The organism is Faecalibacterium sp. AF28-13AC (assembly GCF_003478405.1).
Lineage (GTDB): Bacteria > Bacillota > Clostridia > Oscillospirales > Ruminococcaceae > Faecalibacterium > Faecalibacterium prausnitzii_E.
Window position 1 is genome coordinate 237,946 of record NZ_QUFG01000003.1, and the last position, 18,668, is coordinate 256,613.

The 18,668-nt window shown below is 50.7% G+C and carries 10 protein-coding genes; all 10 read right to left on the reverse strand.

Features of this window, described 5'->3' with window-relative positions:
- Window positions 1–35: 35 nt before the first annotated feature.
- Window positions 36–9,113 carry a DEAD/DEAH box helicase family protein gene (locus DWY95_RS05600; RefSeq protein WP_243082592.1) on the reverse strand — a complete coding sequence of 3,026 codons (9,078 nt, stop codon included), beginning with the start codon at window positions 9,111–9,113 and terminating at the stop codon, window positions 36–38.
- Window positions 9,114–9,124: 11 nt separating this feature from the next.
- The gene (locus DWY95_RS05605) at window positions 9,125–11,167 is read right to left on the reverse strand and encodes a type IA DNA topoisomerase (RefSeq protein ID WP_118552722.1); all 2,043 of its coding nucleotides are present in this window, start codon (window positions 11,165–11,167) and stop codon (window positions 9,125–9,127) included.
- Between the two features lie 81 nt (window positions 11,168–11,248).
- Window positions 11,249–11,884: a CD1107 family mobile element protein gene (locus DWY95_RS05610; RefSeq protein ID WP_118538987.1), complete on the reverse strand. Its 636-nt coding sequence runs from the start codon at window positions 11,882–11,884 to the stop codon at window positions 11,249–11,251.
- Window positions 11,877–12,158, reverse strand: coding sequence for a DUF4315 family protein (locus DWY95_RS05615; protein ID WP_118538985.1), 282 nt, complete (start codon window positions 12,156–12,158; stop codon window positions 11,877–11,879). The genes DWY95_RS05610 and DWY95_RS05615 overlap by 8 nt, the downstream gene beginning before the upstream one ends.
- Window positions 12,159–12,177: 19 nt before the next feature.
- Window positions 12,178–14,199, reverse strand: a complete 2,022-nt coding sequence (locus tag DWY95_RS05620; protein ID WP_118552723.1) for a C40 family peptidase — start codon at window positions 14,197–14,199, stop codon at window positions 12,178–12,180.
- A gap of 28 nt (window positions 14,200–14,227) precedes the next feature.
- The gene (locus DWY95_RS05625) at window positions 14,228–14,548 is read right to left on the reverse strand and encodes a hypothetical protein (RefSeq protein ID WP_118552724.1); all 321 of its coding nucleotides are present in this window, start codon (window positions 14,546–14,548) and stop codon (window positions 14,228–14,230) included.
- Window positions 14,545–16,920: a VirB4-like conjugal transfer ATPase, CD1110 family gene (locus DWY95_RS05630; RefSeq protein ID WP_243082614.1), complete on the reverse strand. Its 2,376-nt coding sequence runs from the start codon at window positions 16,918–16,920 to the stop codon at window positions 14,545–14,547. Before DWY95_RS05630 ends, DWY95_RS05625 begins: the two co-directional genes overlap by 4 nt.
- A gap of 19 nt (window positions 16,921–16,939) precedes the next feature.
- Complete coding sequence (locus tag DWY95_RS05635) at window positions 16,940–17,317, reverse strand: PrgI family protein (RefSeq protein WP_097776609.1); 378 nt, start codon at window positions 17,315–17,317, stop codon at window positions 16,940–16,942.
- A 79-nt stretch (window positions 17,318–17,396) separates the two neighbouring features.
- Complete coding sequence (locus DWY95_RS05640; protein WP_336308449.1) at window positions 17,397–18,233, reverse strand: VirB6/TrbL-like conjugal transfer protein, CD1112 family; 837 nt, start codon at window positions 18,231–18,233, stop codon at window positions 17,397–17,399.
- A 64-nt stretch (window positions 18,234–18,297) separates the two neighbouring features.
- The gene (locus DWY95_RS05645) at window positions 18,298–18,513 is read right to left on the reverse strand and encodes a Maff2 family protein (RefSeq protein ID WP_097776607.1); all 216 of its coding nucleotides are present in this window, start codon (window positions 18,511–18,513) and stop codon (window positions 18,298–18,300) included.
- Window positions 18,514–18,668: the final 155 nt, after the last annotated feature.

The following is an 18,668-nucleotide window of genomic DNA, read 5'->3' on the forward strand; positions in this document are numbered from 1 at the left end:
GATTCCCTTTCGGAGATCTGACGGGGCATTCTCAGTTACAGTTCCATATCGTGACTTTTCTTTTTCTGCGGTTTCGGCTCTGCCATGCGTTCCGCCTGTTTTTCGTGAAGCTGTGCAAGAATCGACGGACGTCTTACGCTGTCTGCACTCCGCTCAATCTCACGCTTCGGCGCAGGGATTTCACTCTCCGTCACTTCCTCATCCATGCCAAGAGCCGCATCATCCCCCTTTTCATCCATGTCCAGCAGGGCGTTCAGTTCTGCAAGCCGTGCAGATTTTTCGTTTAATTCCGCCTCCTGCGGGAACGGACGCTGCACTTCTTCCTTTGCCTCTGCCAACTGCTGCTGTAAAGTTTCCAACCGGCGCTCCACCTGCGGCAGCGTCTTTTCGATGGATACCAGCGCATTGAGAATACGCTGGATATTGCCAGCTGGGTCACTGCCAAGTTCAATCGTATAACTGCTCTGCCGCTTGATGGTCAGCTTGAATGTCTGAGCGAACGCATCAAACCGGGAACTGATTGCAAACCCTCCCAAATCTGCGATTTGCCCCTCTGTCTTAGCGATCTTCATTGCGGCGCAGGCTGCAAGAATCGCCGATCCTGCTTCCTTGCGGTCGGTATAAACCCTGTCCTCCACCGTGATGGAGAACTTTTCCTTATCCTGTTCCAGCAACGGCTTTGCCACTGCAAGGTCAGCTTTCAGACCTGCTATGCGCTCTTTCGCTGCCGTGATCTCTGCCGGATACCGCCGTGCAATATCCGATTCCAGACTATAAATCTGGCTGATGTGGTTGGCCCGCATCAGCTTCAGCTTGCTGACCTGAATATCCAAATCCATCTTTTCCTTGATGTAGGGATTTCCCGTTGCCAATGCTTTGATTTCTGCATAGGTCAGCGCGGTATCGTCCACATCATCACAGGCACGGACAGGAGATTTCGAGGTCATGATCTGCGAGATAAACTTTTGCTTATTTTCCAGAATCTGCCACATATACGAATCGAACGTATTTTCTGTGACGTAACGGAAAATCTTCACTTTCTGGTTGCGGTTTCCCTGACGAAGAATCCGTCCTTCCTGCTGTTCCAGGTCAGAGGGCTTCCACGGGCAATCCAGATGATGCAGGGCAATCAGCCTGTCCTGAATGTTCGTACCAGCACCAAGTTTCGGGGTCGAACCGAGCAGGATACGCACCTGACCAGAACGTACCTTTGCAAACAGTTCTGCCTTTTTGGTTTCGGTATTTGCCTCATGGATAAAAGCAATCTCCTCACGGGGGATTCCCTTTGCCACCAGTTTTTCCCGGACATCATCGTACACATTGAATGTTCCGTCTGTTTTCGGGGTCGATAAATCACAGAAAATTAACTGGGTGGATTTATCGGGCGTGGATTCTTCCCATACCTGATAGGCATTCTCCACGCAGAGGTTGACCTTGCTTTCTGGCTCATCCGGGAGCAGATCATTGATAAGCCGCTGATCCAGTGCAAGCTTTCTACCGTCATTCGTGATCTTGAGCATATTATCAATTTTGGGATTGACATTGCCGTTTCGCACCTGCTCTGCACGGTCAGCAAAGCTGCTCACCATTTCCTGCTGCGTTTCGCTGGGTTTCAGCACCTCATTGATGTACTCTGCTTCTGGCACAGGCAGATTCAGCATATCCGCCGTCTGTACGTCTGCGGACTCCTTGAACAGTGAGATCAATTCAGGGAGATTGAAAAAACGGGCGAACCGCGTCTTTGCACGGTAGCCCGTTCCTTCTGGGGACAATTCGATTGCCGTTACGGTTTCGCCAAACGAAGCCGCCCAGCTATCAAAATGTCCAAGATGAAGTTTCTGCAAGGTGTCATACTGCAAGTAACGCATGATGGTATACAGCTCTACCATGCTGTTCGATACGGGCGTACCTGTTGCAAAAGTCACACCCTTGCCGCCAGTGATTTCATCGAGATACTGGCATTTTGCAAACATATCCGAGGATTTCTGCGCATCGGTCTGAGCAATACCAGCGATGTTCCGCATTTTTGTATAGAGGAACATATTTTTATAGAAGTGGCTCTCATCCACAAACAGGCGGTCAACACCAAGCTGCTCAAATGTAACCACATCGTCCTTGCGGCTCTGGTCGTTCAGTTTCTGGAGCTTTGCCTGTAAGGTTTTCTTTGTTTTCTCCATCTGCTTGACCGTGAAACTCTTACCATCGTCCTCTGCCTTTGCTTCTGCAATCGCAAAGGTAATGTCCTGAATCTGCCGTTCGATCATGGATTTCTGCCGTTCCGGGGAAAGCGGAATCCGCTCAAACTGCGAATGTCCGATAATGATTGCATCATAATCGCCCGTAGCAATCCGGGAACAGAACTTTTTCCGGTTGGATGGCTCAAAATCCTTTTTCGTTGCCACCAGCACATTGGCATTCGGATACAGCCGCAGGAAATCCGCGCCCCACTGCTCTGTCAGATGGTTCGGCACAACGTAGAGATTCTTCTGTGCCAGACCCAGACGGCGGCTTTCCATGCCGGCAGCGATCATCTGGAAGGTCTTGCCCGCACCAACACAATGCGCCAACAGCGTATTATTGCCATACAGGATATGCGCCACTGCATTTTTCTGGTGCGGCATCAGGCTGATCTCCGGGGTCATGCCCACAAACTTGATATGACTGCCATCGTATTCACGGGGACGAATCGCATTGAACCGCTCATTGTAGACCTTGCAAAGTTCCTCTCTGCGGTCTAAATCCTTGAAAATCCACTGCTTGAACGCATCCCGAATTGCTTCCTGTGCCTGCTGCGCCAGCATGGTTTCTTTTTTATTCAGCACTCTCCTTTCTTTTCCATCCTCATAGACGGTATCGTAAATTTTGGTATCCCGGAGATTCAGCGCATCTTCCAGCAGTCGATAGCCGTTGACACGCATTGTGCCGTAGGTGTTCGTCACGCGGGGATTACTCCGGTCAAGTGACTTGCCGCTGATGTTCCATGCGCCGCTGATTTCCGAATAGGTAGCCTTGATGGAACTTCCGATGTAGTAACTCGGCGTTTTGAATACCTGCTCCATGAAGTCCGTAATGTACTCCGCCTTAATCCAGTTTGCACCCAGCCGCACTTCAATCTCCGAAGCATTCAAATCTTTCGGCTGTACCCGCTTGAGATACTCGACATTGACATGATACTCCGGGTGGTTTGCAGCAAAGTTTTCTGCCGTTGCCAGCTTTTCCCGGACATTGCCGGACAGATATTCGTCTGCCGTCACCCATGCCTGTGTGATAGGATTGCGGAAGATAACACCTGCCAGTTCTTCGGTCACTTCCTGCTCTGTCTTTCCGCAAAGTTCTGCCATAAACGGCACATCGACCTTTGCTTTTTCTCCGATGGAGAGTGCCAGGGCTTCACTGGGAGTATCCACAGAGGTGACAGGTTCCGGCTTGCGAATAGTACGCTTGGTGAAAATATCTGCCAGCCGCTTGAGGTTTTTATCCTCGTCCAGAATCTCAAGGGATGCCAGCAGGCAATAGCTGCTGTCCTGCCGGAATGCCCGTTTGTTGGCGGTGCTGTTGATAAGACCGTACTGCGCTGTGAACCGCTTATACTGGTCTTTCAGCTTTCCTTGCAGCAGTTCCACTTCGGCATCTGTACCATCGTGCAACTGGCAGTCCAGCAATTTCTGTGTAGTTTCCCGCAGGGCAATCATTCCCAGCACACGCTCTGCCGTGACCGCAGGCAGGTCAACCTTGTTCATGTAGGAGTTTTCACGGTAATAAACCTGTCCGTCCACATTGGTGTAACTGAAATTCTTCACGTTCAGGTCTGCCGGGAGCGGTTCTGTGTTCTGGTCAAGTTCATCGTCCGTGATTTCTGGCTCTGTGATTTCCGCATGGATGTTCTCAACGGCTGCTTTCAACTGCTGTGCAAGGTCTGCGCCCTCGATGGGTTTGACCGTAGTTTCCTGCTTACCGTACTGTGTACTTTCGGTCGTGATCTCGCCCAGCACCATTTCAGGATGCTGCGCAAAATACTGGTTGATGGGGTATCCCTCCGGCGTTGTGCCAAGGTCTACCCACTCTGCCCGCTCCACTGCCGCCCGGTCACGCTTCTGCAAAAACAGAATGTCGGCTACTACGCTTGTATTCGCATTGCGCTGGAACGCATTGTTTGGCAAGCGAATTGCACCGACCAGATCGGCACGGTTGGCAAGATACTCTCGGACAGAGGAATCCTTTTTATCCATCGTACCGCTGGAAGTGACTACCGCCACCACGCCGCCCGGACGAACAAGGTCAAGACTTTTTGCAATAAAGTAATCATGGATGAGAAAGTTGTGGCGGTCATACCGCTTATCCGGCACTTTGTAATTGCCGAACGGCACATTACCCACCACACAATCAAAGAAACTGTCCGGGAACTGCATTGTTTCAAAGCCCTGCACTGCAATTTTGTTCTTCTGATAAAGCTGCTGTGCAATGCGTCCTGATACGTTGTCCAGCTCCACACCATACATCTTGATGTTCTCCATGCTTTCAGGCACAAGACCCATGAAGTTACCGACACCGCAGGACGGTTCCAGTACATTGCCTTTGCTCAGACCCATGTTGGAAAGGGTTTCATACATTGCCTTGATAACCGTAGGCGAAGTGTAGAAAGCATTCAGCGTGGATGCCCGCGCTTCGCTGTACTCATCTGCCGGGAGCTGAGATTTCAGTTCCGCATACTCCTTTGCCCAGTCCGCATTCTTCTCGTCGAACGCCTGCGGAATGCCGCCCCAGCCGACATACCGGGAGAGAACTTCCTGTTCTTCTGCGGTTGCCTGCCGTTGTTCTGCATCCAGCGTTTGCAGCAGCCGGATGACTTCGATGTTTGCTTTGAATTTTGTCTTGGCTCCTCCTGCGCCGAGATCATCGTCCGTAATACGGAAGTTCATAGGCTCCTGTTTGGGCTGTACAGGCTGTTCCGTTTCGGCTCCACTGTCCAGCGGAAGGTTGTGCTGCCGCCGTGCATGGTTGACCTCTTCCGGGGTCATAGGCTTACTGGTAAGAGGATTCAAAACATCGTCCACTGCCGAACGATGGATGGCATCTGTCCGGGTCTGCACATCCGCGATCAGCTGCATCTGTTCCGGCGAGAAGTCGGGATTCAGCAGTTCTTCTAACTCGCCGCCCGATTCTGCCACCGAATAGATCACATCCATCTGCTCCGGGGAAAAATCCTCGTAAGCCACACCAGCATTGTGTAGAGCAGTAAAGACTGTGGTTTCTATCGCTTCTTTCATCGGCACGTCGGCCTGTTCGTACAGATGCCGAATGTACTCCAGCGGTTCCGTTCGGAAGATCGGATACCGGGCTTCTTTCGCAAGGGTCATGTCCTGCAAGCTGACCGTCCCCTGCTCAAAGTTGACCGAATCCACACGGAACTCTCTATCGTCCAGTTCAATGATGGTATTGACTGGCAGATATTCCTCTCTGCGGAAATACTTTGTCTGCGCATGGGTTCCATCTTCCTGCTGGCCGGACAGATAGACGCTCTCCCCCTGCTTCCAGAGCTTCATTGCCTGAGAAGCCCACTGTTCACGTGGAAAACCAGACACCTCAACCTTGCCGAGTGCGGTTTCCTTTTCCAACAGCTTGCTGCCAAGAAGTTCTGAAACGCGCTTTGCATCCTCGCCGTAGAACTCAAAGTTGCCGTACTGCTCATAACCGACCAGAGCATCCGGGTAACGCTCTTTCAGCGCGTTATATTCGTTTACGGCATCCAGCGGCAGGGGCTGCAAGGTCGGCTCAACGGCCTTTTCTTCCGCTGCATACAGAACCATAATGCCGCGCACCCACTGCGGTGCGTCCTTGCTATCCTGATACAGTGCAACGGCATCCCGTCTGTCCGTAATAACGTCCTGATAGGTGCGCTGGAAAATATCTTCTACCAACCAGTCTTTGAAGTTTTCCCAGTTCTGGCTTGCTTCCAGATACAGCGGAGCAGTTTTCGCATTCTGCTCTAACAGCTCGTCGATCTTGTTCCGAAGTTCCTTTTCCGCTTCGTCTGCATCCACATCGCGGTCGCGGAGATACGGATAGATTTCACTCTGCTGCACCGCATCCAGCATGGAATACAGACATTCTTTGTAAACACAGCGACTATCTTTCAATGCAGATTTCTGCCCTGCCAGAAGATAATCATTCAGCGGATTCTTTGCCAGTTCTGCATCATACTGGTTCGGTCGAAGCACCCGCGCCGCCCATGCAGGACGCTCCATATCTTTCAGATAGATCAGAGAATCCGTAACACGTTCGATTTTATAAAGGCGGTCATCTTCCAGATAGAGATAATCCCCGACATTTCTGCTGTACTTTGCCGCCTGCTTCTGGGGTTCTTCAACCACTGCGGTGGTTGAATGCTCTTTCGATTCCTGTTCCTGCGCCCAAATATCGAAAAGCGATATTTGTCCTGTCTCAGAAACAGAAATCTCAACAGCCTTTTTCTTTTCCGGGAAGATCGTGTACGTTCCCTCAACATACTGGTGCAATTCAGCAAGCGTCTTTGATTTTTCCGCATATTCCGGGGAATCCAGCGGCACGGAAAGAAGTGCTACATCCATCTTTTCCAGAAGCTCTACCGTCTGTTCCGGGTCAGCCAGCATGGTGGGCAGTTTCTTTCTGGCATCCTCATTCAGCAATTCCCGCTTAAATGGACGCTCTACTTCATCGGGCAGACGATGGTAGAAACCGATTACCCGATTTGCCATCTGCTCACGCTCGTAACTCGGCATCCGGCTGTAATCCGCAGGCTTCAGATACAAACTCTGGTCAATGAGCCTTGCAATTCGTTCAGCCGCCTGATTCCAGTTCAGCTTTACCAGCGCATCCGGCTTTCCATAGATGCCCCGTGCCAGTTCAAGACCTCTGCCGTCATAGCTGGCATGGGAATTATCTGCACGGGAAAGTGCATGACTGCTGCCGCCCACACCGTATCGGTCTTTCAGAAATGCCGCGCGTTCTGCTTTCTCTGTATGGGTAAGGAAGAAACTGTACGTTGCCAGCCTGCCATCCGAATACGGCCCGCCGCCTGCAAGGAAAGCATTGATCTCATCTTCCGTGATAAAGACTTCCTGCTCATTCCACTGAAAGCCCTCTCTTGCCTGATACGGCTGGAACGGGAGGGCAAACTTCTGAAACTGTTCGGATACTTTATCCGGGCGATAAAACTGCATCCGCATCACGCTTTTATCTTCGGCGTAAGCTTCTGCCAGTCCCAAAAGACGTTCGTTCAGGTCAGCCAGAAATTCCGGCTGGTCAAGCAGCTTTGCAAGGCGTTCTGTAAGTTCCGGGTATCCACCGGAGAAGATAGACGTATCGGAAAAGACCATCTCTGCCACGCCCTCTGCCATATCGCGTTCCATATAGCTCAGGACTTCTGCGTGTTCATGCAGAGCATTGCCACGGGCTGCATCCAGGACAGACTTTGGTGCGTACTCTCCCTGCTGTAAAAGCTGATGGATTCTGCCGCTGACATCTTCCCATGACAGAAATGCTTTGTTTTTGGGGTCGTTCCGAACCGTATCGCCAACGGCGATCTGCATACCCAGTTCATCGAACCAGACCGCATATTTTGTGCCGCCGATTTCAAAGCCCTTGCCGCCCTCGCCATATTCCTTTTTGACAAAAGCGGTATACTCTTCCGGGGTTTGTTCGGTCATAAAGTTATAGATAAGGCGAAGCTGGCTTTTGTTTCGATTGCTGCCTGTCCGCAGGATTTCATCCACAACTTCTACCGGAATGGTGATCTCATCGGCATACCGTGCCTGCATCGGTGCTTCGATTGCCCGAATCTGCTGTTCCACGGTCGGCAGACTGGGCAGAGAAAAAGCAGAGGCAATTTCTTCCTCTGCTTCGCTCAAATCCTGTTCGGTTGTATCAGCGGTTAGTTGTACACCAATTCCTTCAGCACGATCTCTTCCGCCATCGCGGTCAGATTGTTCTGGTGTGCCACCCATGCCATCTGTTCGGTTTCCTTGTTCGGAGCCGGATACTTCTCGTTCAGGCTCTCGATCAGTTCCTCCATCCGGTTCTCTGCCTGCTCGTCGATCTGCGCCAGATGCTGATTCAGCCTGCCGCTCATCAGCATACTCTGATACCAGTTCTTCTTGTTCTCCCTCAGATAAGTCCTGCGCAGCATCCCGTACTTCCCAATGCTCATCGGCTTGTCCTGTACGGTCAGGTTCGGAAACAGGTAGTCCCCCTTGCGGTGATAAGTCAGTTCCATACGGTTTTCCTCCTTCGGTGATGTTTGTTTCGATTTCGTGCTTTAATGTGCTAAAGTCCGTACTGGTATTATACAAGCTGTCGGCAGTTTTTGCAAGATGTTCTGTAACTTCTTTTCGGTAAATTTTCTGCATTTCCCGTCCGATGTCACGGAGAGCCGCTTCACACTGTTCCGAAACAGCATTGCCCAAGAAAGTCAAGACCGGAAGTTGGTTAAAATCCACGATACGGATAAAATCCTCATCGTCCAGCACTTCCAGCGGTTCCTGTCCGCAGCGTCTGGAAAGGGTATAGAAAATACTGTTGGTCATTAACTCCCGGAAACGGACACGGAGATTATCTTCGTCCAGTCCTTCCAGAAATGTGTCTGTCACCTCATATTCCAGACCATCCATCGCTTCTTCCAGATTCTCAGCGGTCAACTGCTGTGCCAGTTCCATCAGCGCAGCATTCATGCTGTCCGTCTGCGTCAGTGCATAGGTATCTGCCAGATGGTCGAGGATCATCCGCTGGTGTTCCGAATAATCAATGCGCCAGAGGATCGGCGTTTTGCCTCCCTGCACCAGATGCGTGTCCGCAATGTCGAACACATAGCGCAGCTTTGCCCGTGGGCTGGCATCGTCCAGAAGTGCAATGCCTTTTGCGCCACGGTTTACCCAGCGGTTCATTTTCTTGTTCCAGACTTCCAGCTCTGCACAGGCAGTCGCGTCAGGACGCTGGGCATGGATCAGCAGAGTGTCCTTGAACGAATAACGGTACAGCCGTGCCGCCACATCCAGATAGTTCATCCAGTCTTTCGGAGAATTGCTTACCCACCGCGCGTTCTGCTGGGCAAGTTCCCGAATATCGTTAAATTTTGCCAACCGTTCCCTCCTTACTTCTTAGCTGGTGTTTTCGGAAATTCAAGACTGTACTGCGCCCTGCCGTTTTCTATTGCCATAACAAGGTCTGCGGCAAAGGTCTTATCCTTTTTGGCAGAGTAGAAGTCTTTTACATGGGTGCGTCCTTTCTTCAAAAGGTCAGTTGCCATTTTCTTCGTGAGCGTCTTTTTCATGCCGGAAAGGTATTTACTTTCTTTCCAGAGGGCAAATTTGCAGTCGCGGTCAGAACAGTAAAAGTTCTGTCTGCCCTCACAGACGGTTTTGCCGCATACCGGGCAGTCCCCGATAGATACCTTATTATAAGTAGTCGATTCCTGTACGGTCGGAATCTGCCGGAGGTCTGCCAACATCTTATCCAAAAGTCCGTTGATTCCCTGCATGAAGTTGGCGGGCTTTGTTTCGCCCTGTTCCATCCGCAGCAGTTCATTTTCCCACTCAGCGGTCATGCTTGCCGATTTCAGGTAATCCGGGATATTTGCGATTGCCGTGACCCCCTCTGCACTGGGAAGAATCTGCTTGCCTTTGCGTTCCACATAGCCGGAAGACACCAGCTTTTCCAGAATCGCTGCACGGGTCGCAGGCGTTCCCAGTCCTTTCTTTTCCGTGTCTTTTTCAAACTCCTTGTTGCCTGCGGTTTCCATTGCAGAAAGCAGGGTATCTTCGGTAAATGCCTTCGGCGGAGATGTAAAGCCCTGCTTTTTCTCCGCACTCACCACAGGAATCACCGCGCCCTGTTCCAGTTTCTTAGGGAATGCCACATCCTTGCTTTTTTCCTGTTCTGCAAACGGAACAGGCATTGCGGTATGTCCCGCCTGCAAAATATTTTTGTATTTTGCAGTGAACTTCCTGTCCTGACAGCATACTGTTACCAGAACATCCTCATAGATGTATGGCGGCTGTACTGCCTGCTGCATCTTCCAGACGATGAGGGCAAAGATTTTTTCTTTGTCCCCGGACAGGCTGTTTAGCTCACGCTTGCAGCTTTCCAGCGTCGGCAGAATCGCATGGTGGTCAGTGACTTTCTTGTTATTGACTACCTGTTCCACTTTGCCAACCTCGCCGCTATAATGGTTGAGCAAATCTGTCATGGTCTGCTGCATATCTTCCGTGATGTACTGGCTGTCCGTTCGCGGGTATGTCACCAGCTTTTCTTCGTACAATTCCTGTACGATCTTCAATGTCTGGCTGGCGGTAAAACCATAATAGCGGTTGGCCTCTCGCTGCAAAGTCGTTAAGTCGTACAGCTTCGGGGCTGACTGTTCTTTCCGCTTGCGCTCGATGCTGCCGACCACGGCACACTGTCCATCACAAGCTGCCTGCACGGTATCCGCATTCTGCTCCTGCACCATCCGTTCCGATTCTGCCACGATGCCATTTCCCGTGATTTCCACCTTGTAGTACGGTTCTTTCACAAAGTTCTGGATTTTGTTCTGCCGTTCCGTCAGCATTGCCAGTGTTGGAGTCTGCACCCGTCCAATGGTCTGCCGCCTGCCGTATTTCTTGGTAAAGGCCCGTGTGCCGTTCATGCCGATCAGCCAGTCTGCCTTTGCCCTGCACTCCGAAGCGGCAAACAGGTTGTCATATTCTGTGCCATCCTTTAAGGAATCAAAGCCCTGCTGGATAGCGGTATCTTCCATGCTGCTAATCCACAACCGTTTGACCGGGAGTTTGCTTCCTGCCAGACCATACACACGGCGAAAGATCGCTTCGCCCTCACGCCCTGCGTCACAGGCATTTACCACATAATCGAAATCTTTGCTTCGGAGGAGCTTCCGCAGAATATTGAAATGTGCTTTCTTATCTTCCGAAACCAGCAGCTTCCACTCTTCCGGGAGAATCGGAAGATCATCGAACCGCCAGCTTTTATAGCGTTCATCATAATACTCCGGGGCTGCATACTCTGCCAGATGCCCCAGACACCAGCTCACCACGCAATCCCCACCCTCCAGATACCCGTCCTCATGTTTGTATGCACCGATCACTTTCGAGATGGAACGTGCTACACTCGGCTTTTCTGCTATCACAAGATATTTCATGTATCCTCCTGCTTGTTTGAAAAAAGCAGGGACAGTCCGAATCAGACCATCCCTGCACCACTAGATTATACGGGTTTTCTATTATTCTTCGGTTTCTGCGTCCTGCTCATCCTCGTTCTTTGTCGGCAGAGCTTCATATTCCAGATTTTCTTTCGATACTTCCGGCTCACTCTGCTTCGGCTTATAGATGTAGAAATAGAAGAATGCGCCTGCACCGCCCACACCCAGAACAAATACGATTGCCAGAATCTTGGTCAGCTTTCCATCGTCCTGTTCCGGCTCTTCGATCTCGACATCCGGTTCCGGCTCAGGTTTGGTTTCCGGCAACACGACTGCCGGCTCCTCTTCTTCCTTGCCGTTGCGTTCCTCATCGGTCAGAAACTCCTGCAAATCGTACTCGTCGATCATGGAGAGCATATACACATTCTCGCTGTTCCTTGCCCGGTCGATCACCAGAAAAAAGGTGTTGCCGCCCTTGGTCTTGACCGTGAAGAACTCTTTACTGGAATCGTCCGTGATGTTATCTTCCACCTCGCCGTTGCCCGCAATGGTGAACGGAATCTTCTCTTCCTCGGTGGGTTCCTCTTCCTCAATGACCTGCACAGGCTCTTCCTTGACTTCCGGCTCTACATAGGCAAATGCCGGAGTGGAAAAGCCGACTGCCATCAGCAGGGTCAGCACTACACTGGGAATCACAACACCCAGCTTTTTAAGCATCTTTCGCAATCACATCCTCCATTTCTGCTTCTTCCGAAGTCTTGTTCTCGTGGTTTACGGTTGTCTGGAACGTCACATTCCCCGCCTGGATATTTTCCAGCAGTGCCAGCAGGTCACGCCCACCCAGCTTTGTGCTGCGGATAGCCCGAACGATCTCATTGTCCTCTTCTTTTTTCTGTGCCGCCCGGACATTTCTCAGATACTCTTCCAGTTCCGCGATCTTGCTTTCGGTTTTCTCTGCATCATTCAAAAACTTCTTCAGCTTTTTGCTCATCTAGCTTCTCTCCTTTCCTTTACTTGATTCTGCCAAAACCAAAGAAGTGGTTCTGCCAGTAGGTCGAATTGATGCTGGTATAAGAAATCGGATCACCGCAGTGGATCATCATTCCGTTGCCGACATAGATGCCAACGTGCGACGCACCGACAGTATTATAGGTTTTTTCAAAGAAGATCAAATCACCCGGCTGTGCATTTGCAGGAGAAACGTAGCTGCACTTGCCACGCAGTCCGTTTGCCGTCGTGCGTCCGACATTCCAGCCATTGCCACAGTTATTGATGACCCAGCAGACAAAGCCGGAGCAGTCAAAACTGGTGCTTGGAGAACTGCCGCCCCACACATACGGCATACCCAGATACTTTTCGGCTTCTGCAATCATCCTTGCAAACTTTTCATCCGACAGGGCTTCTTCTGGAATATCATATCGGAAACCACCGCCGGAACTGCCGCCTGTTCCACCCGAACCGCCAGAGCCAATGCTTCCTGTTGTGCCGCCACTGTATGTAGGTGAGCCTGCGCCAAACAGTTCCGGGCGATTGCCATAGGTCAGATTGTAGGCATCATACCGCCCAGTCTGCTTCCGATCCATGTTCTTTCTGGCAATGGTATCAAAGCCTTTATTTTTCAGCAGGACATTGAGGATTTTGTACTCATACTCCACTTCTTCCTGATAGGTATAGGTTTCCATGCTGACGTTTCCAAAAGCGTCAATCGTTGGCCGAATCCCTACTCTGGTTTCCATGCGTGTGCGAATCTCTATCGTTTCCCAGACTTTCAGGAGATACTGTTGCTCAAACAGCGACTTGATGACGGGTTTCACCTGTCCTCTGGTGAACTGCTCATATACGGCAGTCAGATGAGAGATCAGCTGATAGGGGTCATGCCCAATTTCATCCAACTGGTAACGGTATTCGTCATAGCCGGGATGTGTGGACTCCATCTGCCGTATCTGCTCATCCAGCTTCTTTTCCAGTTCCAGATAATCTTTTTCTGCACCTTTCATGTCAGCGTCCTTACTGGGATACGTCGTTCCGATAAAGGTACTGCCCGTTCCATGGATCGCTGCTGAACAGCTTGAGAATGCGCCCATAATCAGCATGAGCATCAGTGCTGCAATGCCAAGTCCCGCCCAGAGGGTCTTGTTCTGCACAACGACCTCCTGCACCGCTGCCTTTGCTTTTTCTGCAAGCGTGTTTGCTGCCGTTGCCGCCTGCTTGCTGGCAGCGTTTCCGGCTTTCTGGCCCCGCTTGGCTGCTGCATAGGCATCCTTATACTGCTTTTTCTGGTAAAACTTTGAACCGACTGTCTTTGTTGCTTCACCTCCTGCGGCAATCGGTGGCGGCTGGGGCGGTTTCTTTTTCAATGGCATTTCTGCCGCTTCTTCGGTTATGCCGCCCTCATTCTCCGAAAATTTCAGACGGCTGGATTTTTTCTCAGCCTCGACTTTTTTCTCAGCTCTGGCGGATTTTTCTCTGGTCTTTTTCCGGCCTTTGGAGAAGCGGTACAGTCCTTCCAGCGTTTCTTCGCTCTTATGCGCCGACTCCACGCCGGAGTTTTCCTTTTCGACCTGATGTACCTTGTTGTGGGCAAAACCAGTGGCGGTATCCACTCCTTTCTTCGCCACTTTCTTAATGCCCAGCCCCGCGCCCCGGACGATGCCGCCCTGCTGCTCATCATCAAAGGATAAGCGGCCATTTTTCTTAGGTGCAGGCTCTGCATCTTCGTCCACAGGCGGAGCATCTTTTTCTTTCGGTTTGCCATCCTCCTGATGGGCTTTATAATACTCTGTACTCTGCTTGGCGATGCTGCGCCGGGGCTTTTCCTCCTCTCCATCCTCGGCATCCATGCACACATCTTCTTCTACAACAGGGGTTTCTTCTGCACTTTCCGCAGCGTCTTTTTCCGAATCTTCCTGCTTCGGTGGTTCTTCTGCAACTGCGGACTTGGTTTCCCCGGTGCGGAGATTCTCTTCCACCAGACCGTCTTTGGTCATTTTCTGGACGATTTTATCTCTGCCCCGGAATCGCTTGTCTGCCATCGGATTCACCTCCCGTCCGGCAGGAAACTTATGCAATCAGCGTTGCATGGGTTTCCCACTTATCGAGAATCCGCTCCAGCTCCCTGGCAAAAGCGATCAGCCGGGAATTGACCTCCGTGCGGTCGATGTAGCCCCGCTCTTCCATGTGGAATCCGTGGGTCAGTTCATCTGCCAGTGCGCCGACTGCGTAAAAGTCCTCCAGCACCGTATGCACCACCGATTCCTCATCGTGAAAGTTCAGCATTTCCACTTCTTGATAAGGCGGGCTGAAATCGCCATCGTATTTTGCCGCCTCAGCACGGTCATGCAGCTTCAGGATCATCTGGCTCAGTTTTTTCTCTTTCATCATGCGTCTTTCTTCTCCCTGTATTTTGCAATTTCATTCGGTTTCGTGGTCATAAGACCATAGAGTTTCAGCGAAGTATCAAACTTGTCCTTGAACGGGATAATGGTGTTGCCGTAGAACAGCAGTCCCTCGCCCTCGTTGCTGTTCGTCACATAGGAAAGCTGGAACGGCGAAATGTTGAGCTGCTTTGCAAGAATCTGCCTATCGCCGGATGCCTGATTCAGCATATAAATGAAATCGCTATTCTCAAAGATATTCTCGATTTCCCGGCTTGCCAGCAGGTCTTTGATGTTCTGCGTGATACCCGTGGGGATGCCGCCCCATTTTCGGAAACGCTTCCAGATTTCAACACTGTATGCGGCAGTCTGCTCTTCCTTTAAGAGCAAGTGGAACTCATCAATGTAGTATCGTGTGTTTTTCTTTGCATTGCGGTTGATGGTAACGCGATTCCACACCTGATCCTGCACGATGAGCATACCCAGCTTTTTGAGCTGCTTTCCCAACTCTTTAATGTCAAAGCAGATAAGGCGGTTATCCAGTTCCACATTCGTCTGATGGTTGAACACCCGCAGCGAACCATTGACATAGATTTCCAGTGCCGTGGCGATGCGCTGCGCCTGCCGTTCTTTCTGCTCCCGCAGGCAGTCGTACAGATCACCGAGAATCGGCATATTTTCCGGTTTCGGGTCATTCAGATATTTCTGATAGACCAGCGGCAGGCATCGGTCAATGACGGATTTTTCTTCCGGCTCCATGCCGTCCCGTGCACCCATGATAAGTTCACACAGGGAAAGGATGAAGTCCGACTTCATGCCCAGCGGGTTATCATCGTCCGCATAGTTCAGGTTAATGTCCATCGGGTTGATGTAGTCCCGGCTGGTGGATGAGATATGAATGACCTGCCCGCCCAGTGCTTCGACCAGCGGATAATACTCGCCTTCCGGGTCTGCGATGATAATATCGTCCGTTGTCGTGAAGAACACGTTTGTCATTTCACGCTTTGCGCTGAACGATTTACCAGAACCAGGCGTACCCAAAATTAGACCGTTCGGATTTTTGAGCTGTTTGCGGTCTGCCATAATCATGTTGTTAGACACTGCATTCAGACCGTAATAGAGGGAATCGCCCTCCATGAAAAGTTCCTGCGTGGTGAACGGCACGAAAATGGCGGTGGAAGTTGTAGTCAATGCCCGCTTGATGGGGACAAGGTTATTGGCCAGCGGCAGGCTGCTCATAAGTCCCTGCTCCTGCATATAGTCCAGTCGATTCAGGGTACAGTTGAACTTCTGAGCGATACCAGCCGTCTGAAATACCGCACTGTCCAAATCCTGTTTGGTTTTCGCAGCATTGAGGAACAACACCGTAATAAGGAACATACGCTCATTGCGGCTCTGCAGATCATCCAGAATCTTCTTGGCTTCGCCGCCATAAGTTGCAAGGTCACTCGGAATAATTTCCATATCATAACCAGAACGCACCGCCTTTTTCTGTTCCTCGATCTTCATGCGATCGAGGTCAGTGATCTTGCCCTTGATGAGTTTGATTGCCTTGAGCTGGTCTACCGACTGCACATGGATGCTGACTACCAGATTCTTGTCCATGTCCAGAAACTCTGCCAGCACCTTATCCGTCAGTTCCGGGGCAAGGATGTTCAGATAGGATACTGCGCCAATGGTATCTCCCATCTGGAAGTCCTTTCCGCTCTTGAACAGGAAACTGGTCGGAGCAATGAAATCCTTTGTGGTCATGCCGCTTTGCAGGATGCGGTCATAGCTGAACTCAAACTTCCGTTCTTCCTCCTGATGGAACATCTCATACATGATCTGTAAGCGTTCCACACCATTCAGCGGATATGCTTTCACGCCCAGCACCTTGAAATTGTTGAGAATATCGGTTTCGATGCGTTCCAGCCGGGGCTTTGCTTCTTTCACGCTTTGGGCTTCAATGCTGAACGTGATGTACTTTGTCCGAACCAGACCGTTGTTGCCTTTGGCAAGCTGCTGTTTCAGCATCTGCGCATATTCCATGCGCACATCATCGAACTGGTCATGCTGTGGCTCGATCTGAATGACCTTGTTGTATTCGCTCATATCGCTTTTGTGGTTGATGAACGAAAGCTGAAAACGGATGCTGGAATCGAAGTAGTTGAGGAAATCACACCAGCTTTCAAAAATGGTGTTCTTATCTTCGTTTTGTGCGAGCTGATAATTGATGTCATAGAAGCGGACGGTTTTGGAATACAGATGTTCCTCCACCCGGCAGATGCCGTCCCGCCCCATTTCCAGATACGGAATCGACCGTTGCACCGTCAGGTGATGCTCTTTCTTCTTTTTCGCTTCTGCCTTTGCAGACGGCTTGAAGAATTTCTGGAAGATGCTGCCGAATAGCGGCTTCTTATCCTTTTCTTTTCCCAATAATGCCTCCTTTCTTCACTTTTGGTGTTACAGGTTTTTCCGGCTCATATTCGTACAGATTTTCAATCTCGTAGCGGCGAACTGCCGGACGCTTGAAACGGACGTTGATGAAATTCGTCAGGATGGTTTCAAGGTGCATCCCGTTTTTCTCGAACAGTGCAAAGAAAAACTCCGGCAGCATCAGCAGCACCATGCCAGCCGCCGCGTTGCTTGTACCAAGCGTTCCCCGCGTAAGAAAGTAGAACGGAACACCGATGGATGCCGCAAAGCCCATACAGATGAGCTGCCGCTTTGTCAGGTTGAGAAAGACCTTGTTTTTGACTTTGGACAGGTCTTTCGGGATCGTCACATAAGCCATTCTTCACCATGACAGCCAGACACGCCGCCGGGATACGGCTTTCGTCTGCTGTCTTTCCTTTCCTCGGATTTTCCCGGTTTTAGTGACTGCCGAAGATCTGTTTGGACAGACTTCCCGTTTTCATCAGGCTGAAACACAGAATCACGGTATACGCTGCAACGCCGATCAACGCGGAGTGCATATTACTGGAAATCCGCACCGAAGAAATCAGTGCTGCGTAAATCGCCACACAGACCATCATCAGGAATGCCTGAAATGCAAGGGCGAACAGTCCTCTGAAATAATTGGTTCCTACATGACCCCATTCGCGGTTGCTCATCGTTGCGAACGGGATCGGGGCAAGCGATGTATAGAGATAAATCTCTATCATACGCCCATAAACAATGACAGTTATCACCACCGACATAATTTTCATGCAGAAGCTGACAAGGAAGGTTTCAAGAGCCAGCACCACCAGTTCACCGATCTCCATGGTTGCCATCGCCGCCTGCATCTGCATGGACAGCGAACTAACATCAATGGCAGTCTCGCCGTTGATGATACCGGAAGCCGAATTGACTACCGATTGTCCAACGTCAAAGACTGCCATTGTAATTGTGAACGTATTGCTGACCAGATAGATTGCGACCCATGCCTTGACAAAATACTTGAAGAACATCCATGTATCTACATCATGCAGGTTGTTTCGCTCGGTCAGCATCGAGATCAGCTCATAGCAGAGTACCAGAGTGATGATGATTCCGGCAATCGGAACCACCACCGACTCTGATAAGTTCTGAATCATACTGAAAACGCTGCTGTTCCAGTTTTGTGGAGTGCGTCCAACCTGAGCCGCGATCTCACTTGTCTTTTCATTGACATCCGTGAACATCGTACTCATGTTGGACTCCACCATTCCTGTCAGAAGTTCCCGCATCCATTTTTCGATGGCTGCAAAGATATTATCGAACAATGGCGGGAGTACCTCCTATCGCGGGTGCTTAGCCGAACAGACCAGAGAGCAGAGGAATTAGCTGCGTACCGATGAGGATCACGCCGCCACCGCTCATGAGCTGCTTCATGCCCTGGGACTTCGCACCCGGATTGTCGTTGCCATATCCTTCCATCAGATTGACAACGCCCCAAACGCCAAGACCTGCGCCAATAGCCACAACGAGAGTCTGCAGAACGGTAATAGACTGATTAAAGAATTCCATATGTTATTTTCGCCAGACCGCAGATTTGATGAATGTTTGCGATTCCAAAAGGAAAGCGGGCTGGCACATCTCCGGTGCTGCCCGCTTCCTGCGATTCTGGCTTCTCCTTTCATTTTCAATAAAGTCAGCCTTTTGGAATCACATGATAGATGGTG